The sequence below is a fragment of the Nocardioides sp. genome, assembly GCF_041393715.1.
Classification (GTDB): domain Bacteria; phylum Actinomycetota; class Actinomycetes; order Propionibacteriales; family Nocardioidaceae; genus Nocardioides.
The window spans coordinates 428,154-451,220 of sequence record NZ_JAWKJQ010000001.1 but is presented as its reverse complement, the minus strand read 5'-3'; the positions used below and the strand labels follow the sequence as shown (position 1 = coordinate 451,220).

Sequence of the window (23,067 nt, the reverse complement as noted above, 5' to 3'; positions counted from 1 at the left end):
GATCAGGTTAGCCCCGGCGGCGGTGAGCCGAAGAATCCTCGACGGGCCTCCCGTCAGTGCGCAGCCGCCGGCTCCGGGTCCGAGGGACGGCGGCGCCGCGGCACCAGGTGCATCAGCGCCACCACCACGCCGCCGACCAGCAGCCCGAAGACCGCCGACGCCGCCGTCTCGGCCAGCCAGCCGAGAACGCCGCCGAAGGCGGAGACGCTGTCATGGACCGCCTCCTCGAGATGGTGGACGAGGTCGGCGGGGGCGTGCCAGCCCAGCTCGTCGAGTCCGTTGAGCAGGATGTGACCCCCCACCCAGATCATCGCGACGACCCCGACCACCGAGATGGTGGCCAGCACCTGGGGCATCGCCTTGACCATCCCCACGCCCACCCGCTGGCTGAGGGCCGACTCGCGCTGCGCGAGCGCGAGCCCGACGTCGTCCATCTTCACGATGGCGGCGACCACGCCGTAGACCAGCGCGGTGATGAACAGCGCCACGATCACCAGGATCACGGCGCGCGCGAGGAACGCCTCGTCGGCCACCTCGTCGAGCGCGATGACCATGATCTCGGCCGACAGGATCAGGTCGGTGCGGATCGCGCTGCCCACCAGCTGCTTCTCCGCCTCCGGGCCGCGCTCGGTCGCCAGCCCACCCTCCTCGGGATGGTGGCCGCGCAGCCGCTCCCAGACCTTCTCGGCACCCTCGTAGCAGAGATAGGTGCCGCCGAGCATCAGGATCGGGGTCAGCAGCCAGGGCGCGAACTGGCTGAGCAGCATCGCGACCGGCAGGATGATCAGCAGCTTGTTGCGCACCGAGCCGCGAGCGATCTTCTTCACGATCGGCAGCTCACGCTCGGCGGCGACGCCGTGGACGTACTGAGGGGTCACGGCGGTGTCGTCGACGACCACGCCGGCGGCCTTGGCGCTGGCCCGGCCGGCCGCCGCGCCCACATCGTCGAGCGAGGCCGCCGCCATCCGCGCGAGCGCGGCCACGTCGTCGAGCAGGCCGAACAGCCCGGCACTCACCGGTCGGCCACGTCTTCGGAGACGGCCTCGTCCGGCGCCAGCCCGAGCCGGAGGTACTCCGCGGCATAGAGGCCGGTGAGCACGAGTGAGGCGTAGCGCGCCACCTCGGTCGTGGCGTCGGTGGTCACCGTCTCGACCCGGACGCCCCGCTCCACGGCGACGGCCTGGAGCCGGCCGCGCTGCTCGCGCAGCACCGCCTCCTCCGAGCCGTCGTCGAGCACCAGCAGCATCGGCCTCGGCGTGGCCACCTCGTCGGCGAACGGGTCGTCGAAGACGTCACGGCGGCGAGCCGCCTCGAGCACCGGCAGCAGGTGCTCGGCGTCGCCGGCGATGGCCGAGCGGCCGCTGGCCCGGCGGATCGACTCGGCGACCCGGCGGGCCGCGCGGGCGGCGAGCACCGAGCCGCCCCAGACCACGGGGCTCGTGTCGGCCAAGGCGATCGCCAGGTCCTTGGCGGGGTTGACGGCGAGGTCGTGGAACGGCGAGCAGGCGGCGGCCACCTCGTCGAGGGCGGTGGCCACGCTCTCCGCATCGGCCCGGGGACCGAGCCCGACCCGGTCGAGGTAGTCGAGCATCACCACGGCGGTCGCCAGCTGGTCACCGGTGGCGGTCGGCAGCAGCGTGGTCCAGCGTCCCTCGGCGTGCTCGGCGACCATCGAGTGCGGCGGGCAGGCCACCACGATCTGGCAGCCACGGCGCACCGCCTCGGCCGCGGACGACGCCGCCTCGGCGTCGACACCGGACGGCGCCAGCACGACGACCAGGTCCATGCTTCCGGCCCAGCCGGGAAGGCTCGCCGTGGGCCAGGCCACGAACGGGACCGGACACCAGGGCTCGAGCACCGCGCGCAACAGCCTCGAGTCGGGGCCGGCGGCGATCACCGCGCGCGGACGACCCTGCTCCAGCCCGCGGGTCACGCCCTCGTGGATCGCGGAGGCGGCGTCGGTGGCCTCCCGGCGCACCCGCGCCCCCGCCTCGGCCATCCGGCGGAGCACCGGGTCCGCGGACTCCAGGACGACCGGGTCGTCCAGCCGCGAGTCGTCGAACCAGCTCATCGCAGGGTCCGGTCAGCCCGGGCGCCGGGCCTCGTCGACGAGCAGCACGGGGATGTCGTCGCGGACCGGGTAGGCCAGGCCACAGTCGCCGCACACCAGCTCGTCGTCGGTGGGCGTCAGCGGACCGTGACAGTCGGGGCAGACGATGATCTCGAGCAGCACCGGGTCCAGGTTCATGGCGGCAGCCTAGTAGGCGGGCCCAGACCCTGCGTGGACCCGGGTCAGTCGTTGGTCAGCACCCGCAGGTGCCCCCGGCGGCCGACCTCCCGACCGCTCTCGCCGGCCAGCCCGAGCGGTGGCTCGGCCGGGGCAGGCACCGGACGGGCGGCCTCGCGCACCGCATCGGCCAGCGCCAGCAGGTCGTCGCTGCTCGGGCCGGCGAGCGACGGGTCGGGGGCGAGTCGCATCACCTCCCAGCCACGGGGCGCGGAGAGCCGCTCGCTGTGGGCCTCGCACAGGTCGTAGGCGTGCGGCTCGGCGTGCAGCGCGAGGGGTCCCAGCACGGCCGTCTGGTCGGCGTACACGTAGGTGAGCGTGGCGACGGCGGGACGACTGCAGGCGGTGCGCGAGCAGCGACGGGTGGGACTCACGAGGCGACCGTACCCGGGCTCGGCCGCACTCCCGATTAGGCTCGCGGTGTGGAGCAGTCGGTGTCGGGCGCAACCTCGGGCGAGACGTCGGGCCGGAGGTCGGAGCGGGGTCCGCGTCGCCGCGACCGTCGCGACCGGGGCATGCGCGGCCCCGCGGTGCTGCCGTCGCGGCCCGGGAGCCCCGAGACACCGACCGCCGCGGAGCGCTTCGACGAGCTGGTGCTGGCCGCCGTGGCCGACCTCGAGGAGCGGTGGGGCGACCGCCTGGGCCTCGTGGAGTACGCCGTCGAGGAGGTGCCGTCGCTGCCCGACGACTGGTCGCCCGGCCGCGTCCCCCTGTCGTCGCTGGTGCGCGGCAGCCGCGCCGCCGCGACCCGGGTGGTGCTCTTCCGCCGGCCGATCGAGCACCGCGCCGAGACCCGACAGGACCTGCAGGCCCTGGTGCTCACCGTGCTGGTCGAGCAGGTCGCCGAGCTGCTGGCGATGCCCCCCGAGGACGTGCACCCGCGCTACGTCGCGGAGTGAGGTCGCGGCTGCCTCAGCGGTCGGCAGGGCGCACGGAGGGCACCAGGCCGACCTCGGCGGGTGAGCCGAACGGCAGCACCAGCGCGCCGTCGCCCTCCACCAGCACCGCCGCCGAGACGCTGGTGCGAGCCACGGTCATCGTGGCGAGCGTCGCCTTCGCCGGCACGGGCACCGTGAAGGCTCGGCCGGGAGTGACCTCCACCTTCTGCTCGGGGAGCTCACCCCCGTCGGCGTCGCGGAACGTCACCGTGACCAGCCCCGTCGTGGTGGCGCCGGCGACCAGCATGGTGCGGTCGCCCGGCGGCAGCAGCACCGAGGCGGTGTCGTCGACGGCCGGCGGGGCCTGCGCGACCGTGAGGTCGTCGTGGACCAGCGAGGTGAAGGTCGAGGTGACCGGACGGGTCGCCGTGACCTGGACGCCGAGGGCGCCCTTGCGCACCTCGCGGGCCAGGATCTTGTCGAGGTGCACGTTGACCAGCGACCCGGGACGGACCTGCACCTGCTTGAGGTCGGCCGGCGCGAAGGTGCTGTCCTCGGTGACCAGCTTGAGATCGACCCGGGCCTGGTCCTCGCCGGGGTTCGCCAGGGTGAGGGTGCGGTAGCCGCGCCCGGCGGGGAGCCCCAGCAGCAGCGTCTCGGTGGCGGGCCCGGCCTGGGGGGCCAGCCAGTCGACGCTCCGGGTGTCCGACCCGATCCGCTCGAACCGGTCGCGCACCGTCGCCGAGAGCCGGCCCCGCGTCACCGCCAGGTGGACGGCCACGTCGCCGCGCCGGGGCACCTGCTGCGCCAGGTCGACGACGTACGTCGACCGGCCGGGGACCCGCACGCCCAACAGCTCGGGGACGTCCACCGCACCCTGGCGGGTGAAGAAGGAGACGTCCACGACCGCCGCCCCGACGTCGGGGTTCTGCAGCTCGAGCACCGAGGCGTGCTCGGCGCGCGCACCCAGACCGGTGAACCAGGCGTCCGGCGCGGGAGCCGGACAGACCACACCGGCGAGCCGGCCGGCGGCGACCCGGGTCGCCAACAGGCCGGGGGCGAGGTCGTCGTGGCCGGTGACCAGCACCGGGCCGCTCTCCGCCAGGTCGGCGGTCGCTCCCGAGGACAGCGGCACGCTCTCCGGCTCGACGTCCTCCTGGTCGAGGCGCCGCAGCTCGATCTCGCCGGTCGCCTCGGGGCGGGCGTTGGCGACGAGGATCCCGCCCTTCGCGGGGGCGGCCGGGCAGCCTCGGTCGGCCCGGGTCAGCGGCGCGTCCTGAGGTGCGCCGGTCTCGGCCACGGTCTGCGGCTGCCGGAGCCCCTGCGCGACCAGCACGGTCAGGATCGGCACCAGGACGGCGATGACCAGCAGCGGGTGCAGGCCACGGGTCGCGGCGGTGCGCCGGCGGCCGGCTGCGGGCTGGCTCACGAGGACCCCCTCCTCGTGGGGCCGCTGAGCACCAACGCCACCAGGACCGCGGCGGCCTGCAGCCACAGCAGTGCCGTGCGCAGCGCGGAGCCCGGGCCGCGCAGCTGGGCGTCGTCCAGCGAGCGCTCGACCTGCCACGCCCGGGTGCTCCGGTCCTCGGCACTGGCCTGGCTCAGTCCGGGGGTCGCGTCGAGCGACGCCGCGATCCGACCGTCGGCCGGCGAGCGCAGCACGATGTACTCGATGCCCTGCTCGCTGAGCCGGTTGGTGAGCGTGGTCGTCGGGCTGGCGAGCAGCGCCTGGAGGTTCTCGGTGAACTGGCGGTCCTCCGGCGTGAGCGCGAGGATCTCGTCCTCGCCGAGGGTGGCGCCGTCGCCACGGCGCACGGTGTAGGTCAGGCCGTCCTCGACGCTGCCCTGGAGGATCAGGACGCCGTGGGCCGGCCCCAGCAGCGAGCTCTGCGCCATGTACGCCGGGATCCCGTCGTCGGGCTTGGTCGCGTAGTCGTCGTGGCCGCCGACGGCGTACCACCCCAGGCCGAGCACCGGCAGTGCGGCGGCGGCCACCCCCAGGACGACGGCGACGCCGCGGCCCGCCACTCCCGGGAGCAGCCCGGCCAGCGAGGGGAGCCCGACCACGGCGGCGGTGACCCAGGCGGCGGCGATCACGACGGCGAACACGCCGACACCTGCCCAGGCGCCGGCCGCCTCCAGGCCCAGCGGCACCAGCGACACCACGACGGCGGCCGCCGCGGCGCACAGGGCGACCACCCAGCAGGCCAGGGCGGCCACCCGTGACGCCGTCGGCAGCAGCGCCAGCAGGGCCAGCACCAGCAGCGCCGCCCCCCAGGCGACGGGCATGCCGAGATCGGTGACCCGCCCGACCAGCAGGTCGAGCGAGGACGGGGTCGCCGACGGAGGGCGGCCGGTCTCGAGCAGCAGTCCGCCACGCGGCCCACGCAGCAGCAGCGGGACCACCCACGGCGCCAGCAGCACGGGCACCGACGCGACGGCGGCCAGCGGCGGCCCCAGCACCGAGCGGTCGCGCAGCGCCGACGGGCTGACCCGCCACACGCCGAGCAGCGCGACCAGGCCGAGCACCACGCCCAGCCACCACAGCGACGGGGTGAACGCGGTCGCCACGGCGAGCAGCAGCGCGGTGCGCCAGGCGGCCCGCCAGCGGCGCTCGGGCTCGGGGTCGGCGAAGCCGAGCGCCGCGTGCGCCAGCCAGGGCAGCACGACCGCGGTGACCACGGTGCCGAGCCGGCCCTCTCCCCAGGCGCCGCTGGTGACCGGCACCAGCGCGTAGGTCGTGGCACCCGCCAGCAGCACCCATCGGGACACCCCCTGCGGGTGGACCAGCCGGCCGACCACGCGCAGGAGGCGCCAGGCGCCCCACAGGCTCAGCGGGACCGCCAGCCCCAGCACCAGCGTCACGGCGAGGCTGGGCCGACCGCCGAGCAGGGTCCCGAGCCCGGCCAGCACCGGGAGGTACGCCGGCGCGGGGGCGTCGCTGCCGCTGCCGATCGGGTGCCAGTGCTCGGTGTAGAGCCGCCACCAGTCGGCGACCCTGGCCGGAGCGGGACTCAGCGCTCCTCCGGTGACCGCGCCCAGCACCGGACGGGCACCCGCCAGCGAGACCAGCACGAACAGGCTGAGCAGCACCGCCCGCGGGTTGGTCAGGAACCGCACCAGCCAGCCGCTGTCCTCGATCAGGTCGTCGTCGTCCTCGGAGCGGGGGGTGCGGGTGGGTGTGCCGTGCTCGGCGAGGGTCGCCGCCCGGCGCCGCTCGGCGACGTCCTGGGCCTGGTGGGTGGTCGCGACGGCGATGTCGCTGACGAAGTCGAGCCCGTGCCGGTAGGGCAGCCAGGCCGGCGCCAGCAGCGACCGCACCCGCTCCCGGTGCGCGTCGCCGAAGGCCCGGCGCGCGCGCCGGGCCCGGCGGACCTCGCCCGGGTGGATGTAGACCGAGGCCAGCGCCGCCACCTCGTCGCCCGCCTCCCGGCCCGAGCGCACCAGCAGGAAGCCGAGCGCACGCAGCAGCGAGCCCAGGGCCAGCCGCACCGTCTGGAAGGGCAGCGCGACGGCGCGCGAGTTGGCCAGCAGCGTGTAGAGCGCCGCCCGGCGCTCCTGGAAGTGGGTGTGCCCACCCGTGAGCTCCGTGCGCCGCACCCCGCGGTGGGCGGCCTCGGCGTGGAAGACCACGGCCTGCGGCACCACCAGGGTCCGGAAGCCGGCCGACGCCGCCCGCCACCCGAAGTCGAGGTCGTTGCCGAAGATCGGGAGGTTGCGGTCGAAGCCGTCGAGACGCTCCAGGACCTCTCGGCGCACCAGCATGCCCGCGGTGTTGACCGCCAGCACCTCGTGGACCTCGTCGTGCTGCCCCTGGTCGTACTCCCCGCGCTCCAGCCCGGTCTCCCGCCGGCCGGTGCCGGAGATGGTCACGCCGACCTCGAGGAGGCGGCGCAGCGAGGGCCACTCGCGGAGCTTGGGTCCGAGCACGTCGGCGTCGGGGTGCTCGTCGGCCGCATCGAGGAGGTGCTGCAGCGCCGTCGGGTCGGGGTTGGCGTCGTCGTGGAGGATCCACAGCCACTCGTGCTCGCCCGCGGCGTCGGCGCCGATGGCCACCGCCTCGCCGAACGGCGTGTCCGGGTCGGCGTACAGCACGCACTCGCGGGGCAGTGCCCGGGTGAGCAACGAGACGGTGTCGTCGGTGGAGCCGGTGTCGACGGCGACGATGCGGTCGACGGGGCGGGTCTGGCCCTGCAGACCCGCGAGGACCGTGGGGAGCCATCGGGCGCCGTCGTGGCAGACGAGAAGCGCCGTGACTGTCACCGGGGCAGCCTAGCGAGCGGCCCCAGGCCGTCCCGCGGGGTGGGTGGGCTCCCCGCTGCCTAGACCGCGCGCTTCTTGAGCTTGCGGCGCTCGCGCTCGGAGAGGCCGCCCCAGATGCCGAAACGCTCGTCGTTCATCAGGGCGTACTCGAGGCAGTCGTCACGCACGTCGCAGGTCAGGCAGACCTTCTTGGCCTCGCGGGTGGAGCCGCCCTTCTCGGGGAAGAACGCCTCCGGGTCCGTCTGCGCGCACAGGGCGCGCTCCTGCCAACCGAGCTCCTCGGCGTCCGGTTCGAGAAGAAGTAGCTCTCTCACTGGCCCTCGCCCTTTCGACCCTCTGCATCGACCCTGGTCCGGCTTCCCCCGAGCCCGGCCCGGGGAGACTGGACCAGTCGCGGAAAACACACTGTCGGAATTACATGCCTGTCGTACCACGGAAGTCAAGCCCGGAAATGGTAGGGAGCAGATCCCTGCGACTGGTCTGGTCCACCGCGCGGCCCCTCGACGACCCGGCCGGTCGGCCGGGCCGACACCCGCGCGGACCCCGTTCGGCGGCGTACGGCAGGCTAGGCGCATGTCGTCCACCCCCTCGCTCCGGCGCTCGATCACCGTGCTCTCGGGGGGTGTCGGCGGCGCCAGGTTCACCCAGGGGCTGCTGCACGGCCTGCGAGCGGGGTCGCTGCCCGGGGTCGCCGCCGACGCCGAGGTCACCGTCATCGCCAACACGGCCGACGACCTGTGGATCCACGGCCTCAAGGTCTGCCCCGACCTGGACACGCTGATGTACACCCTCGGCGAGGGCATCGACACCGAGCGCGGCTGGGGTCGCCGCGACGAGACCTGGAGCATCCGCGAGGAGCTCGAGGCCTACGACGTCCAGCCGACCTGGTTCGGCCTGGGCGACCGCGACGTGGCGACCCACCTGGTGCGCACCGAGATGCTCGATGCGGGCTACCCGTTGTCGCAGGTCACCGAGGCACTGTGCCGTCGCTGGGAGCCCGGCGTGCGGCTGCTGCCGATGTCCGACGACCGGGTCGAGACCCACCTGGCCATCGCCGACCCCGACTCCCCCAGCGGTCGCCGGGTGGTGCACTTCCAGGAGTACTGGGTGCGGCTCGCCGCGGCCCCCACGGTCGAGGCCGTGCTCGCCGTCGGCATCGAGGACGCGACGCCCGCACCGGGGGTGCTGGAGGCCATCGGCGACGCCGACGTGGTCATCGTCCCGCCGTCGAACCCGGTCGTGTCGGTCGGCACCATCTTGAGCGTCCCCGGCCTCACCGAGGCGCTCGAGTCGACGCCCGCGCCGGTCGTGGGCGTCTCGCCGATCGTCGCCGGACAGCACGTGCGCGGGATGGCCGAGCAGCTGCTCACCGCGCTCGGGGTGCCGGTGTCGGCCGCCGGCGTCGCCGGACACTACGCCGCCCGGTCCGCCGGCGGGGTGCTCGACGGCTGGCTGGTCGACGAGGCGGACGCCGACCTGGTCGACGAGGTCGAGGCGGGAGGCATCCGGTGTCGCGCGGTGCCGCTGATGATGACCGACCTCGACGCCACGGCCGCGATGGCGGCCGCGGCGATGGTGGTGGCGCAGGAGCTCGACCCCCGGTGACCGAGCCGCGCTCCGGCGAGCTGCGGGTGCTGGCCCCCGACGGGGCACCCGAGATCGAGACCGGCGCCGACCTCGCGGCCCTGGTCGGGTCGCTGGTCGCGCCGGTCGACGGCGACATCGTCGTGGTCACCAGCAAGGCGGTCGCCAAGGCCGAGGGTCGGGTCACCACCCGCAGCCGAGACGAGATGGTGGCCGAGGAGACCGTGCGGGTGGTCGCCCGTCGGGGGTCCCTGGTGGTCGCCCGGACCCGTCTGGGGGTCACCCAGGCCGCGGCGGGTGTCGACCAGTCCAACGTCGCGTCGGGGCACGTGGTGCCGCTGCCGCTGGACCCCGACGGCTCTGCACGGGCGATCCGCGAGGCGCTGCGCGTCTCGACGGGGGCCAACGTCGGCGTCGTGGTCACCGACACCGCGGGCCGGGCCTGGCGCACCGGTCAGACCGACATCGCCGTGGGCGCCGCCGGCGTGCGGGTGCTGGAGTCCTTCGTGGGCGTGCACGACGGCCACGGACACGAGCTGCGGGTCACCGAGCCGGCCGTCGCCGACGAGCTCGCCGGCGCCGCGGAGCTCGCGCAGGGCAAGCTCGGCGGCCGGCCCTTCGCGGTGGTGCGCGGTCGCGCCGACCTGGTGCTGCCGCCCGACGACCATGGCCCCGGGGCGGTCGCCCTGGTGCGTCCCGACCCCGAGGACCTGTTCGGCCTCGGCGCCCGCGAGGCGGTCGTCCAGGCCCTGCTGGGCGACCCCGCCGACCTGCCGGCGTACGGCGCCGCGGCGGAGCGCGACGACCTCGTGACCGCGCTGCGGACGGTCCTGGGCGACGACGCCGTGGTGTCCGAGGAGCCCGTGCTGCTCGCCCGCGGGCCGGAGCGGGTCGTGGCCGCGCTCGCCTTCGCCCACGGGTGGACGGCCTCGACGCAGTCGGCCGAAGTCAGCGTGCTGCGACCGCCTGGTCCGTAGACTGCTCGGCAACCGCCAGGCGGCCCGACCGCCCCCCTGACCCCGCAGGAGCTCCCCTCGTGGCCAAGTCGTCCAGTGCCGACCGGCGCGCCCGCGTCCAGCAGCTCCAGGCCGAGCAGCGCGGCTCGCGCGGCCGCGGCATCCTCATCGTCGGCTTCTGCACGGTGATCGCGCTCGCGCTGGTGGGCAGCACGCTGTGGTTCAGCAGCGGCGTGCCCTACGTCTCCCGACAGTGGTGGGACAACCGCGAGTTCCGCTCGCTCGCCGTCGAGCAGATCGGAGCGCCCGCGTCGGCCTGCGGTGAGATCACCAGCAAGCCCGCCAACGGCAACAACGACCACGTGCCCGAGGGCACGCCGATGACCTACCCCGACGCCCCGCCGGCCTTCGGCACCCACTGGGGGATCTGGGAGGAGATGGACCGCAAGTTCTACACCGCCGACGACCGGCCGCCGCTCGGCAAGCTCGTGCACAACCTCGAGCACGGCTACACCCTGCTGTGGTACGACGACACGGTCGCCGCCGACAGCACCGAGATGGACGACATCAAGGCGATCGCCGACAAGTACGCCGGCACCGACAACTTCCGGCTGAAGTTCAAGGCGGTGCCGTGGACCACCGACGACGGCGCGGCCTTCCCCGACGGCCAGCACATCGCGTTCACCCACTGGACCAACGGCGGCGTGGGCCAGGACGCCACCGGCGAGCAGGAGGGCGTGTGGCAGTACTGCTCCGCCCCGAGCGGCGCGGCGCTGAAGTCCTTCATGGAGGAGTACCCCTACCTCGACTCCCCCGAGCCCAACGCGATGTGACGCCTGAGGTGACGACCTTCGGCGACCTGCTGGACCGCGAGCTCCGGGCCGCTCCGGCGCGCCCGCTCGTGACCGCCTACGACGCGGGCGCGCGCACCGAGCTCTCGGTCACCACCTATGCCAACTGGGTGGCCAAGACCGCCTCGCTGCTGGTCGACGAGCTCGACCTGCAGCGCGGCGACCGGCTGCTGCTCGACCTGGCCACCCACTGGCTGGGTCCGGTGCTGCTCGGCGCCGCCTGGCGGGCCGGCCTCCAGGTGGTGTGGGAGGGCGAGACCGACGCGGTGGTCTGCGGCCCGCACTCGCTCCCCGCGTGGGCCGACCGGGCCACCGACCTCGTGGTCGTCGCGACGGCGCTGGACCCCCTCGGCCGGCGTTTCGCGGACGGCGTACCCACGGGCGTGCACGACCTCGGCGTCGAGGTCTGGTCGCAGCCGGACGCGTTCGTGCCGTGGGACCCGCCGGACGACGACGACGCCGCGCTGCCCGGGCTCACCCAGGCGGCGCTGTGGCGAGACGCCGCCGCCGGCACGCTGGTCACCGAGGGCGGTCGCCTGCTGACCACCCGCAACCCCGCGTCGAGCGAGGGCTGGCGCGGCTTCGCCCAGGCGCTGGCCCGCGGCGGGTCGGTGGTGCTCGCCGGAGCGGGCAGCGATCTCGAGGCGGTCGCCGCGAGCGAGCGGGTCACCGACCGCTGGCCGGCGCCGTAGCGGCCCCGGCCTCCGTCAGCCGGCCAGGTCGTAGCCGCCGAAGCCCGAGCCGAGGTAGATCCGCGACGCGAAGCCGGTGCTGGTGCCGGGCAGCAGGTAGAGGTCGCCGGTGGCCTTCTCACGGACCACCAGGTCGGCGTGCCCGTTGCGCTGTGCGTCACCCACGCCCAGCACCCAGTCGTACGGCGACAGGTCGAGGCCGAACGTCCGGACCTTGCTCACCAGCCCGCCGGGTCCGTTGCCCGGGTAGAGCTTGAGGGTGCTGCCCTTGCGCAGCAGGCTGTCCGGGGCTCCATCGCCGTTCCACCGACCGACGCCGATCTGCCGCCCGGCGCTGATGCCGCCGTAGGCGACGTAGCTGGGCCGGAGGCCGTTGAGGCCCGCCCCGGGATAGATGCGCATCGCGCCGCCGCTGGGCTGGCCCATCAGGTCGGGGTAGCCGTCGCCGGTCATGTCGCCGACCGCGGCCAGCAGCTTCACGTTGCCGAACCCGGTGCCCACCTGCTGGGGGGCCCCGAAGCGGCCGTTGCCCTTGCCCCGGCGCAGGTAGAGGTTGCCGTCGCTGCCGTTGCGGACGATCACGTCGCCGAAGCCGTCCCGGTCCCAGTCGCCCACGTTGAGCAGCATGGTCGCGCCGCGCAGCCGCATGCCGGTGGCGATCGGCGCACCGGTCTCGAAGGTGCCGGCGTGCCTCATCAGCACGTAGGAGCCCTTCTTGCGGCCGATCGCGTCGATCTGCTTGGTGCCGCTGAGGTCGGCGGCGCTCAGGTCGGCGACGCCCTTGAACCGCATCACGGAGCCGATCGGGCGGCCGTAGGTGCCGTCCGCCTTCGCCGGCAGGATGGCGCCGGCACCCGTGGTCGAGTCACGCACCAGCAGGTCCGCGCGGCCGTCGTGGGTGAGGTCGCCGAACCCGAGCAGCGCGTTGACCGACGACCGGTCCCCGGGCAGCGCGACGGCGGTGCCGAACCGGCCATGACCGTTGCCGGGCAACAGCCAGAGCTGGCCCGCCGCCTTGGCGACCAGGTCGAGATGGCCGTCGCCGTCGAGGTCACCGGCGCCCGAGAGCAGCGTGTAGCCACTCCAGTCCCCGCCGATCCCGATCCGGGTGAAACGGCCGGTGCCGTCGCCGCGGTAGAAGTTGAGCGCGCCGGTGCTGGGGTTGCGCGCCACCAGGTCGTTGTGGCCGTCCTCGTCGAGGTCGCCCGGGGAGGTCAGCAGGTCCCGGCCGGCGAACAGCCGGTTGCGGCGTACCGGAGCTCCGAAGGAGCCGGACCGGTCGCCGGGCAGCACGCTCAGCCGTCCGCTGTCGTCGAGCACCGCCAGGTCGCTGACTCCGTCGCCGGTGAGGTCGGCGGAGGCGACCACGTGCGCGGGCGAGGCGCCGAGCGCGGTCGAGGAGAGTCCCCCGACGGCGGCGGGGGCGCGGAACTTGGTGGTGCCGCCGGTGGGCACCACGAACACGCGCCCGTCGGAGGCGCGGCGCACCACGAGGTCGGGGAACGCCGACGACGCCAGGTTGGTGACCCGGTTGCGGCCCGACCAGCTCTCCTGGTCGGCCTTGGCGTACTGCCGGATGGTGGGCAGCTTGGCATAGAGGTACTTCCCCGGACAGGCGGTCGCGGCGGCGTCGCGGTGCCCGTTGATCGCCCGGAACACCGTGGGCCCCACCTGCTGGTGCGTCGAGGACGCGTCGACGCCGTGCAGGCTCAGCTTCCAGGCGAACAGCCGGCCGTAGGCCTTGAGCACCGCCTGGCTGGGCCGGGTGGTCTCGTAGTTGCCGATCGCGGACATCGCGAAGGAGTAGTCGTTGTAGCCCAGCGTGTGCGCGCCCACGACCGGCCGGTCCACGCCGCCGTACCGGCCCTCCCAGATCCGGCCGAACCGGTCGACGAGGAAGTTGTAGCCGATGTCGCTCCAGCCGCGGACCCGCACGTGGTAGGCGTAGATGCCGCGGATCAGCGCTGGCACCTCGGCGCGGGTGTAGCTGTTGGCGTTGACCGTGTGGTGGACGAAGCCGGCGTGCACCTCGTAGTAGTGCAGGGCCGACTTCTCGCGGATCGACTCGTCGGCGCCCCACTGCGCGCGGGAGAAGATCTTCGGCTTGGGGGTGTACGTCGTCGCCTGCAGCGCCGCGGTCCCGTCACCCCCGTCGCTGGTCTCGCGGGCCGGCTCGTCGGCGGTCGTGGGGCTCCCCGGGGTGCTGGTCGACGGAGCGTCCAGGGTGGCGGTGTCGATCGCGGGGAGCTCGCGGCGGCTGTCGGTGGCCGTGCCCGGGTCGATGACGGCGAGCCTCATGTCGTCCGGCGTCGTCCCGGGTGCCGCGTCGACGCGGACCTGCACCTGGTCGACGTCGCCGACCAGCAGCGGGTCGGTGCCGGGCCGCGCGTGCTTGGCCTCCTCGCTGCCCGGGTCGGGGCCGTGCTCGGGCTCGTAGGGCACGGTCTCCCAGTCCGACCAGTCCTCCCCGGTGAGGGTGCGCACCGAGATGCTGAGGTCCTGCTCGGCCGGCGCCGCACCGGCCCAGGAGACGCCGACGGAGCCGTAGCCGTGGACCGGCTCGGGGGTGCCGACCAGCCGGACCCGGCCCGAGGCCCCCAGCGTCGAGCGGGACAGCAGGCCGGTCGGCGCCGTGCGCGCCGTCCGCGCGCCCGCGGGCGGGGTGAGGGCGAACTCCCGCACCACGGCGTCCACCGGGGCGGTCGGCACGCTGGACGCCAGCCGCCCGGCGTGCTGCCCGCGGCTCGAGCCCTGGCCTCCGCCGCCCAGCGGAGCGCCGTCGTGGCCGACCACATCGAGGCTGATGACGCTGGCCGCCGGGGTCAGCACCGCGAACACCACCGCCAGTGCCAACAGCTGCTGACACGCGGTGACAAATCGGGCCTGACCGGGGCGCATGCGGGAACTCTCCGTGCGGGGGAAGACGTCACAGGAGTTTCAAGATTCACACCAGTCACAGCAGCCTGCAAGGGAAACTGAGTAACTACAACTCTGTAATTTCCACTCGACACGCCGCCCCCTCCCCCATTTTTCCGCGACATGCGGGAAATGGCCGCGCCACATGCCGGAAAGGTCGCCGCGACATGCGGGCGATGGTCGACCGAGTTCCACCATCGCTCGGTGGTGCCCAACCTGTCCCCGGGCAAGCCGGAGCTCGGATGTCGGGGGACCATTTCCCGCATCTCGGGGGACCAATTCCCGCATGTCGCGGTCAGACGTCGGCGCCGAGCTCCTCGTCGGAGGTGGCGGCATCGGTCTCTTCGTCGTCGTCGTACTTGACGTAGCGGATGCCCTCGTCGACATCGCCGTCGAAGCCGACCCGGCCGTCCTCGAGCACGATCACCCGGTCGCACATCTTGCGGACCGAGGCGGCGGCGTGGCTGACGTAGACGAGCGTGCGGCCGCTCTCCCGGATCTCCTGCATCCGCTCCAGGCACTTCTTCTTGAACGGCTTGTCGCCGACCGCGAGCACCTCGTCGGCCAGGAAGATGTCGGAGTCGACATGGATCGCGATCGCGAAACCGAGCCGCGCGGACTGGCCGGAGCTGTAGTGGCCGACCTGCCCGTCGAGGTGCGAACCAAGCTCGGAGAACTCCACGATGTCGTCGAGCTTGCGCTTGGTCTCCGCCTCGCTCATCCCGAGGATGGCGGCGTTGAGGTAGATGTTGTCGCGGCCGGACAGCTGCGGGTGGAAGCCGGCACCGGTGGCGATCAGTCCGGCGATCCGGCCCCGGGTGAGCACGTCGCCGGAGTCGGGCTTCATCACGCCGTTGATGATCTTGAGCAGCGTCGACTTGCCCGAGCCGTTGAGGCCCATCAGGCCGACGGACTCACCCTGACGGATGGTGAACGAGACGCCGTCGAGCGCGTTGAACGAGTTGCTCAGCTGCTGCCGTCGTACGGCGGCCACGGACATCTGCTTCAGCGTCCGGTGGTAGCGGATCGTGAAGGACTTGGTGACGTCGCGGGCGACGATCGACTCGGCCATCAGAGGCGCTCCGGGATCTTCTTCTCCAGCCGGCTGAAGATGAGCTGGGCGATGGCGAGGACGACGAACGCCGCGCCCAGGTGGTAGAAGCCGAAGCGGAACAGATGGTCGGGCAGGTGCTGGGCGGCGGTGGCGGCGGGGTCCTCCGCGGAGCCCACCCAGAAGGCCCGCTGGAACAACAGCACCGCCTCGGCCATCGGGTTGAAGAGGTAGTAGGCGGCCGCCTCGCCGAAGCGCTTGTCGACCAGGCTGTAGGGGTAGATCATCGGCACGCTGAACGTCACGAACTGCGTGAGGGTCTGCACCACGTTGCTGAAGTCGCGGAAGTAGACGTTGGCGACGCTGAACATGAGCGCGCACGCGGTGCCGAGCACCATCACCAGCGAGAAGCCGAGCACCGCGGCGAGCATCCCCTCGGGATCCGGCCGCCAGCCCTTCGACGAGGTGAACGCCACCAGCAGCACCAAGGCGGGCACCACGTGGTAGGCCGACACCAGCATCGACGCCACCGGGAACATCTCGCGGGGGACCGCCATCTTCTGCACGACGCCGCGGTTGCGCACGATCGAGCGGGTGCCGGAGGAGAACGTCTCGGTGAAGTAGTGCACCAGCACCAGCCCGGCGAAGACGTGGATGGCGTAGTTGGGGATGCCGGCCCCGCGGCCGATCATGATCTGGAACAGGAAGTAGTACATCGCCAGCTTCACGGCCGGCTGGATGTAGGACCACAGGATGCCCAGCACCGAGCCGGAGTAGCGGGCCTGGATCTCGCGCCGCACCAGCAGCCGCAGCAGGTAGCGCCGGCGGAACACCTCGAAGAGGCCCGTGGTCGCCGACGGCGGCACCAGCGGGGGCAGTGCCTCCGAGGCGGACACGGTGGTCGTCGCGCTAGTCATCGGCCTGCTCCGTCCACGGCCGGAAGGTCTCCTCCCACGCCTCGGGGGAGGTGATGTCACCCAGCGCCGCGCGGTACTCCTCGGCCAACCGTGGCCACTCGCGCTGCAGCCGCTGGTGGATCTCGACGGTACGCCGCATCAGGTCGCGGAACCGCTCGGGGTCGCGGCGGTAGAACGCCGCTCCGGTGCCGTCGTTCATCGACACCACGGCCGAGTCGAACCGGGCCAGGCGGTACCACAGCGCATCCATGGCGGTCAGGTCGGTCTCGGGGAAGTCGCGCGACATCTCCCGCACCGGCCGCAGCTGCCGCAGCGGCGCGAGCCCCGCGGTGACCAGCTGGGACAGCCGGCCCGGGATCTCGACGTCGTCCTTGCCCTTCTTCGGCGGCTTCTCCCGGCGCACCGGCGGCAGCGCCTCGCGGTCGGCCTTGAGCTGCATGTCGCTGAACTGCGTCATCAGCTCCCGCACCTCGGCGAGCTTGGTGGGCAGCTGACCGTGCAGGGCGTAGGGCCCGGCCAGCACGTCCTCCAGCGCCTGGTGGCGCATCTCGGCGGTGGCGTACTGCATCGAGACCAGGTGCTTGACCTGGTGGTTGAAGGACTCGCGCACCATCCGCCCGCCGCGAGGGTACGGCGAGTGCAGCAGCGCGGCGACGAAGCGGTTGCGCTGGTGGAAGTAGGACTGCCAGTCGAGTCCGTCGTTCTTGTCGGTCCACGGGATGTGCCAGACCGCGGCGCCGGGCAGCGAGACCGTCGGGAAGCCGGCGCCCTTCGCCCGCAGGCCGAACTCGCTGTCGTCCCACTTGAGGAACAGCGGCAGGGAGAGCCCCACCTGCTCGAGCGCCACCCGCGGGATCAGGCACATGAACCAGCCGTTGTAGTCGACGTCGGCGCGCTTGTGCAGCCACCGCGCCGAGCGCAGGTTGCGGGCGCCGAAGTCCCAGTCGCTGTAGCCGTCGAGGCGGGTCTGCCACCAGAACCGCCAGGGCTGCACGATCTCGCCGAAGCTGTGCAGCCGCGCCGGGAGTAGAGGTTGAACATGTGGCCGCCGACGATGGTGGGTCGCCGGGCCAGGTCACCGAAGGTGACGGCGCGGATGATGCCCTCGGTCTCGACGACGATGTCGTCGTCCATCATCAGGGCGTACGTCGCCGTGCCCTTGCGCACCGACTCCAGCTGGCCCCGGGCGTATCCCCCGGAACCGCCGAGGTTGCCCTGCTCGATCACCCGGAGCCGCGACCCCAGCGCCTTCTCGGCGGCGGGGAAGAACTCGGAGTCACGCATCAGCTGGGTGCCCTGCTCCATCACCAGCACCTGGTCGAGGTAGGGCTGCAGCTCCTCGGCGTCGGCGATCTGGCCGAGCAGCTTCGCGACGAAGTCGGGGCGGTTCATGGTGGTGATGCAGTAGTCGACCGTGCCGTGCTGGGCGCGGTCCTCCGGCACCTCCGCGGTCCACTCGGCCGAGCCGACCACGACGTCCTCGTCGCCGGCCACGACGTCGTACCAGTACCACCCGCCGTCGATGAACGGCTTCAGCGAGAGCTCGAAGGTGAACCGGCCGCGGTCGTCGGAGCCCGTGCTCGCCGCCTCCACGCGCTGGGAGTGGCCGCGAGCCATGGACTTGTAGACCACGACCGTCGCGCCCCGGCCCTCGACCTCGATGGTCAGGGTGACCTCGTCGACGATCGTCCAGCGTCGCCAGTAGCTCGCGGGGAAGGCGTTGAAGTAGGTGCCGAAGGAGAGCTTGTCGCCCGACCGGACCCGGATCGCGGTGCGCGACTCGATCTGGTCGGGGTGGATCGTCGCCCCGGTCGACGTCTTCTGCCGGATCGCCGCGTTGTTGAGGTCCTTCGCCGCGCGGTTGCCGCCGATGGTGTAGCGGTCGGCGTCGAGGTTGACCTCCTCGGGGTCGACGTAGAGCGGGAGCACGTCGAGGTCTCGGTCGAGGGGGAAGATCTGCCGTTGCAGCAGGCGGGTGGTCATGCGTCACCTCCGCTGGTGAGCGCCGCGCCCTCCGTGAAGTGCGGGCGCAGCTTGTTGTCGTACATCGACAGCGCCGAGCCGATGGCCATGTGCATGTCGAGGTACTGGTAGGTGCCGAGCCGGCCGCCGAAGAGCACCATCTTGTCGGCGGCCTCGGCCTTCGCGAGCTCGCGGTAGCGCAGCAGCTTCTCACGGTCGGCGGGCGTGTTGATCGGGTAGTAGGGCTCGTCGCCCTCCTCGGCGAAGCGGCTGTACTCGTGGACGATCACCGTCTTGCCCGGGAGGTGGGTGCGCTCGGGGTGGAAGTGCTTGAACTCGTGGATCCGGGTGAACGGCACGTCGCCGTCGTTGTAGTTCATCACCGAGGTGCCCTGGAAGTCGTCGGTCTCCACGACCGAGCGCTCCAGGTCGACGGTCCGCCAGGACAGCCGGCCCTCGCTGTTACCGAAGTACTCGTCGAGCGGCCCGGTGTAGACGACCGGCACCTTGCCGCGGAACTCGTCGGCGATCTCGAGGAAGTCGGTGTCGAGACGGACCTCGATGTGGGGGTGGTCGGCCATCCTCGTCAGCCACGCGGTGTAGCCGTCGGTGGGCAGACCCTCGTGGGTGTCGTTGAAGTAGCGGTTGTCGAAGGTGTAGCGCACCGGCAGCCGGGTGATGATGTCCGGCGACAGCTCCTTGGGGTCGGTCTGCCACTGCTTGGCGGTGTAGCCCTTGACGAAGGCCTCGTAGAGCGGACGGCCGATCAGCGAGATCGCCTTCTCCTCGAGGTTCTTGGCCTCGGCGGTGTCGATCTCGCTGGCCTGCTCGGCGATGTGCGCACGCGCCTCGTCGGGGGTGAAGGAGCGGCCGAAGAACTGGTTGAGCAGGCCCAGGTTCATCGGGAAGGAGTAGACCTGCCCCTGGTACTTCGCGAACACGCGGTGCTGGTAGCCGGTGAACGACGTGAACCGGTTGACGTACTCCCACACCCGCTCGTTGGAGGTGTGGAACAGGTGGGCGCCGTAGACGTGGACCTCGATGCCGGTCTCCGGGTCGACCTCGCTGTAGGCGTTGCCGCCCAGGTGGGAGCGCCGCTCGAGCACCAGGACCTTGAGTCCGAGCTCGCTCGCGCAGCGCTCCGCGATGGTCAGACCGAAGAGTCCGGAGCCGACGACGACGAGATCGGGAAGCTCGGACGTGCTCACGGGACAGGGACTCCTGATGGTTGGCGAAGCGGCGGCAAGTCTAGCCGCGACCGGGGGTCCGCCCCGCATCGCGACGCATCCCCCGCGCGTCCCGGATGGCGCGGGTCACGTTGGCCGCCTCGGCGCGGCCGCCGCGCAACGGGCTGAGCGCGACGACGGCGGCGGCGATGGCATAGGGCTTGGCGCGGACCAGGGCGTTCTCGCCGTGCCGGAAGTGCACCACGAAGAGGTTGCGGTACATGTAGTAGCCCTTCCAGGTGTCCAGCGCGTGCTGCTGGTCGAAGTCGAGCTGGCGCACCAGCACGGCGTCGCGGACGGCCCAGATCCGGAACCCCGCCCGACGGGCGCGGACGGCGAAGTCGACGTCGTCGTAGAAGATGAAGTACGCCGGGTCGGGCAGGCCGATCGCGTCGACCACCCGCCGGTGCACCATGAACCCCTCGAAGGCGACGTTCTCGATCTCCACCCGCTCGGGCATCGACGCGCGGTCGGCGTAGACCGACTCGACGGAGGCCCGCTTGGGCCGGATGGCGTGCGGGCGACGCAGGTCGAAGTGGATCGCGGCCTTCTCCACGAGCGCGCCGCGCAGGTCCTCACGGACCGCCATCAGGCACGACTCCTGGTGACCCATCAGCACCTCGAGGCAGGTCGGCGCGGGCACCACGTCGTCGTCCATCAGCCAGATCCGGTCGTGCCCGGCGGCATAGGCCTGCTCGACGCCGAGATGGAAGCCGCCGGCCCCGCCGAGGTTCTCCTCGCTGTGGGTGACCACGAGCGGCAGGTCGGCACGCGCCTCGAGCACCGCTCGGGTGTGGTCGGCCGAGGCGTTGTCGATGACGAAGACCGCGTCGGGCCGGTGGGTCTGCGCGGCCAGCCCGTCGAGCATCCGGGCCAGCAGGTCGGCCCGGTTGAAGGTCACCACGACGACGGCGACGGACTCACTGCGGGGCTCGCTCACCCGAGGAACCTCCGGTGCCCGGTGAAGTCGCCTCGGAGCCCGTCGCGCATCGCCGCCAGGCTGAGCCGCAGCCGCTCCCGGTCGGGGCGGGTGAGCGTGTAGAACCACACGGTCTTGGCGACGAAGGCCGCTGCGTGCGCGTTGCCGCGGTAGCGCCGCAGGTTGACCAGGTTGTTGCGGGCCATGCAGTAGCCCTTGAGGTCGCTCGGGCTGTGGTTGTACGTCGACCGGCCGAACGCCATCGGCGTCCCGAGGTCGCCCACCGCCGGGTGCCGCACCACGGCGTCGACGACGGTGGCGACGCGGGCACCCGCCTCCTCGGCACGCAGGCGGTACTCGTGGTCGTCGCCCCAGATGAAGAAGTCGCCGCGCACCGAGCCGATCCGGGCCACCAGCTCCCGGGTCACCAGCACCCCGTTGAACGGGATCACCACGTCGCGGATCAGTCCGTCGGTCGCGGCGCGTCGCACGTCGGCGAGCTCGTGGACGACCTTGGTCCGCCCGGGCAGGCGGATCGGGAAGACCAGCCGGCCGGGCCGGTCCTCGTCGACGACGAGCGGCCCCCAGAAGTCCAGCTCGCCGTCGTGCTCGAGGAGCCGGTCGAGGCACTCGCGGTCGGGCAGCCCGTCGTCGTCCATCAACCAGATCAGGTCGGCGCCGCGGGCGACCGCCTCGTCGATGCCCACCTGGAAGCCGCCGGCTCCCCCGCTGTTGTGGTCGAGCAGCATCGGGACGACCGCACCGAACGGGTCGAGCCCTGCCAGCCACTCCCTGGTGCCGTCGGTGGACGCGTTGTCGACGACGAGGACCTCGTCGATCCGCGGGACCGTGGCGAGGCGCTCGAGCAGCCGGCGTACGAGTGCCAGACGGTTGAAGGTGACGACGACCGCGACGATCCTCGGGTCCTGCCGCGGTACGTCGGTCACGGACGCCAGCCTAGGACCCGGTCCGGCGCCGGCCTCAGCAGGACGCGGCGAGGTTGTCGGACTGGTTGGCGGCGTAGCCGTCCTGGAGCGAGCCGAGCGAGCCGCCGGTGACCGGGCCGGAGCGGGCCTTCTTGCGAGCCTTCTTCGACGCCTGGGGGGCGTCGCCCTCCGAGCGGTCGACGGCGCTCTGGATCGCCTCGCGGATCACGTCGATGTCGGGGTCGCCGGTGTTGATCAGCGGTGGCACCAGCGAGACGGTCGAGATCTTCTGGCTCTTCGCCTTGAGCGCCAGCTGCACGAAGCGGTCCAGCTCGGAGCGCGGCACGTCGGTGGAGATCATCGCCGTGCTGGCCTTGGCGATCTGCTCGAAGTTGCGCACCGCGGTCTGCGGCGAGATCTGCTGGAGCATGGCGTTCATCACGCACTTCTGGCGGGCCATCCGCGAGTAGTCGTCGGAGCCCTCGCGGGCGCGCGCGAACCAGAGGGTCTGCATGCCGTTGAGCGTCTGCACACCCGGCTTGACGTAGTCGACGACGTCGTCACCGAGGCCGCCGATCGGGATCGGCTGCCGGACGTTGAGCTTGACCCCGCCCACCGCGTCGACGAGGTCCTTGAAGCCCTGCAGGTTGACCATCGCCCAGTAGTTGACCTTGAGTCCGGTGATGCCCTCGATCGCCATGATGGTCGCGTCGACGCCGGGGTTCTTCGACTTCTTGAACAGCTGCGGGTGATCGCCCGCCCAGGTGCTGACGCTGTTGAGGTAGCAGTAGGGCTCGCATGCGGAGCCGGAGAACCCGTGCGGGAACTGCTTGTCCATCACCGAGCCGTCGGCGAAGGGGAACGCCGACATGTTGCGCGGCAGACCGATCAGCACGGTCTTGCCGGTGACCGCGTCGATGCTGGCGATCGTCATGGAGTCGGGTCGCAGCCCCCACCGTCCGGCGCCCGAGTCGCCACCCATGAGGAGCACGTTGTAGCGGCCGTCGTGGGCGCCGGTGGCGGTCCCGTTGCCGAACATGGTGATGATGAAGTCGCGCTGGACTCCGACCAGGTGCGCGCCGAAGAGCAGCGATCCGGCGACGGTCAGGGACAGGAAGCCGTTGATCCCGACGACGGCGAGGCGGTGGTTCTGGCGCAGGCTGAGCGGCTGACCCAGCCGCCAGGCGTCCACGAACAGGGCTGCCCAGGCGAGCGCCCCGGCGATCAGCAGCATCCGGAGCAGCAGCAGCAGCGTCGGCTGCAGGGCGAGCGAGAGCAGAGCCTCGCGGTTCCACAGCAGCAGCCCGACCAGCACCGCTCCCAGACCCAGCAGGCCGACCCAGGTCCACATGGCGATCCGCGCGATCCGGCGGTTGCCGGCGACCAGCTGGGCCGTGCCCGGCCAGACCAGCGTCATCAGCATCAGCGTGACCGCGCGACGGAAGCGCACCCGAGCGGCGCGCTCGGAGTGCGCGGCACGGGACGTGGGGGCGGCCGGCGTGACGCCGGGAGGTACGGCGGCCTGGTCGGCCGACGACCCGGGGGAAGGACGGGTCGGCATGGTTCCCTCTCTAGGAAACGGGAGGCGCCTGGAACGGGTAGAGCGTGCCCTCAGTATCACCAGTCACACCCGTCACAG

At 72.5% G+C, this 23,067-nt stretch carries 21 protein-coding genes; 5 read left to right on the top strand and 16 right to left on the bottom strand.

Going from position 1 to position 23,067, the window contains the following annotated elements; translation table 11 throughout:
- Positions 1–53: 53 nt before the first annotated feature.
- The 4 genes from R2740_RS02290 to R2740_RS02275 are packed head-to-tail and all read right to left on the bottom strand — an operon-like array spanning position 54 to position 2,661.
- On the bottom strand, positions 54–1,016 hold the full coding sequence (locus R2740_RS02290) for a DUF808 domain-containing protein (RefSeq protein WP_371301061.1): 963 nt from the start codon (positions 1,014–1,016) through the stop codon (positions 54–56).
- Positions 1,013–2,071, bottom strand: a complete 1,059-nt coding sequence (locus R2740_RS02285) for an SIS domain-containing protein (RefSeq protein ID WP_371301060.1) — start codon at positions 2,069–2,071, stop codon at positions 1,013–1,015. The genes R2740_RS02290 and R2740_RS02285 overlap by 4 nt, the downstream gene beginning before the upstream one ends.
- Positions 2,072–2,083: 12 nt before the next feature.
- Positions 2,084–2,242 (bottom strand): Trm112 family protein, encoded by a 159-nt coding sequence (locus R2740_RS02280; protein WP_371301178.1) that lies wholly within the window; start codon positions 2,240–2,242, stop codon positions 2,084–2,086.
- Positions 2,243–2,292: 50 nt separating this feature from the next.
- The gene (locus R2740_RS02275) at positions 2,293–2,661 is read right to left on the bottom strand and encodes a DUF3499 domain-containing protein (protein WP_371301059.1); all 369 of its coding nucleotides are present in this window, start codon (positions 2,659–2,661) and stop codon (positions 2,293–2,295) included.
- Positions 2,662–2,709: 48 nt separating this feature from the next.
- Here R2740_RS02275 and R2740_RS02270 point away from each other — a divergent pair, with 48 nt between their 5' ends.
- On the top strand, positions 2,710–3,186 hold the full coding sequence (locus R2740_RS02270; RefSeq protein ID WP_371301058.1) for a metallopeptidase family protein: 477 nt from the start codon (positions 2,710–2,712) through the stop codon (positions 3,184–3,186).
- 13 nt (positions 3,187–3,199) lie between these two features.
- Here R2740_RS02270 and R2740_RS02265 read toward each other — a convergent pair whose 3' ends face one another.
- The 3 genes from R2740_RS02265 to R2740_RS02255 are packed head-to-tail and all read right to left on the bottom strand — an operon-like array spanning position 3,200 to position 7,742.
- On the bottom strand, positions 3,200–4,594 hold the full coding sequence (locus R2740_RS02265) for a DUF5719 family protein (protein ID WP_371301057.1): 1,395 nt from the start codon (positions 4,592–4,594) through the stop codon (positions 3,200–3,202).
- Positions 4,591–7,428, bottom strand: coding sequence for a glycosyltransferase family 2 protein (locus R2740_RS02260; protein WP_371301056.1), 2,838 nt, complete (start codon positions 7,426–7,428; stop codon positions 4,591–4,593). Before R2740_RS02260 ends, R2740_RS02265 begins: the two co-directional genes overlap by 4 nt.
- A gap of 59 nt (positions 7,429–7,487) precedes the next feature.
- On the bottom strand, positions 7,488–7,742 hold the full coding sequence (locus tag R2740_RS02255) for a WhiB family transcriptional regulator (protein ID WP_371301055.1): 255 nt from the start codon (positions 7,740–7,742) through the stop codon (positions 7,488–7,490).
- A gap of 259 nt (positions 7,743–8,001) precedes the next feature.
- Between R2740_RS02255 and cofD the strand changes: the two genes are divergently transcribed.
- Genes cofD through R2740_RS02235 form a run of 4 tightly spaced genes read left to right on the top strand, consistent with a single transcriptional unit; the run spans position 8,002 to position 11,511 of the window.
- Positions 8,002–9,033: a 2-phospho-L-lactate transferase gene (cofD, locus tag R2740_RS02250; RefSeq protein WP_371301054.1), complete on the top strand. Its 1,032-nt coding sequence runs from the start codon at positions 8,002–8,004 to the stop codon at positions 9,031–9,033.
- A complete protein-coding gene (locus R2740_RS02245; protein ID WP_371301053.1) occupies positions 9,030–9,989 on the top strand; it encodes a coenzyme F420-0:L-glutamate ligase in 960 nt (319 codons plus the stop codon). Before cofD ends, R2740_RS02245 begins: the two co-directional genes overlap by 4 nt.
- 59 nt (positions 9,990–10,048) lie before the next feature.
- Positions 10,049–10,801, top strand: coding sequence for a DUF3105 domain-containing protein (locus R2740_RS02240; RefSeq protein ID WP_371301052.1), 753 nt, complete (start codon positions 10,049–10,051; stop codon positions 10,799–10,801).
- A gap of 8 nt (positions 10,802–10,809) precedes the next feature.
- Entirely contained in the window at positions 10,810–11,511 is a 702-nt protein-coding gene (locus R2740_RS02235; RefSeq protein ID WP_371301051.1) for a TIGR03089 family protein, read from the top strand.
- A gap of 15 nt (positions 11,512–11,526) precedes the next feature.
- Here R2740_RS02235 and R2740_RS02230 read toward each other — a convergent pair whose 3' ends face one another.
- From R2740_RS02230 to R2740_RS02190, 9 genes are all read right to left on the bottom strand, one after another.
- Positions 11,527–14,409 (bottom strand): FG-GAP-like repeat-containing protein, encoded by a 2,883-nt coding sequence (locus R2740_RS02230; protein ID WP_371301050.1) that lies wholly within the window; start codon positions 14,407–14,409, stop codon positions 11,527–11,529.
- Positions 14,410–14,722: 313 nt separating this feature from the next.
- Complete coding sequence (locus tag R2740_RS02225; protein WP_371301049.1) at positions 14,723–15,499, bottom strand: ABC transporter ATP-binding protein; 777 nt, start codon at positions 15,497–15,499, stop codon at positions 14,723–14,725.
- Positions 15,499–16,395, bottom strand: a complete 897-nt coding sequence (locus tag R2740_RS02220; protein WP_371301048.1) for an ABC transporter permease — start codon at positions 16,393–16,395, stop codon at positions 15,499–15,501. Before R2740_RS02220 ends, R2740_RS02225 begins: the two co-directional genes overlap by 1 nt.
- A complete protein-coding gene (locus R2740_RS02215) occupies positions 16,388–17,299 on the bottom strand; it encodes a glycosyltransferase (RefSeq protein WP_371301177.1) in 912 nt (303 codons plus the stop codon). Before R2740_RS02215 ends, R2740_RS02220 begins: the two co-directional genes overlap by 8 nt.
- Positions 17,251–18,378, bottom strand: a complete 1,128-nt coding sequence (locus R2740_RS02210; protein WP_371301047.1) for a hypothetical protein — start codon at positions 18,376–18,378, stop codon at positions 17,251–17,253. Before R2740_RS02210 ends, R2740_RS02215 begins: the two co-directional genes overlap by 49 nt.
- Positions 18,375–19,565, bottom strand: a complete 1,191-nt coding sequence (gene glf / locus R2740_RS02205; RefSeq protein WP_371301046.1) for a UDP-galactopyranose mutase — start codon at positions 19,563–19,565, stop codon at positions 18,375–18,377. Before glf ends, R2740_RS02210 begins: the two co-directional genes overlap by 4 nt.
- Positions 19,566–19,605: 40 nt before the next feature.
- The gene (locus R2740_RS02200) at positions 19,606–20,523 is read right to left on the bottom strand and encodes a glycosyltransferase family 2 protein (protein ID WP_371301045.1); all 918 of its coding nucleotides are present in this window, start codon (positions 20,521–20,523) and stop codon (positions 19,606–19,608) included.
- Positions 20,520–21,449 carry a glycosyltransferase family 2 protein gene (locus tag R2740_RS02195; RefSeq protein WP_371301044.1) on the bottom strand — a complete coding sequence of 310 codons (930 nt, stop codon included), beginning with the start codon at positions 21,447–21,449 and terminating at the stop codon, positions 20,520–20,522. Before R2740_RS02195 ends, R2740_RS02200 begins: the two co-directional genes overlap by 4 nt.
- A 34-nt stretch (positions 21,450–21,483) precedes the next feature.
- Positions 21,484–22,989: an LCP family protein gene (locus R2740_RS02190; RefSeq protein ID WP_371301043.1), complete on the bottom strand. Its 1,506-nt coding sequence runs from the start codon at positions 22,987–22,989 to the stop codon at positions 21,484–21,486.
- Positions 22,990–23,067: the final 78 nt, after the last annotated feature.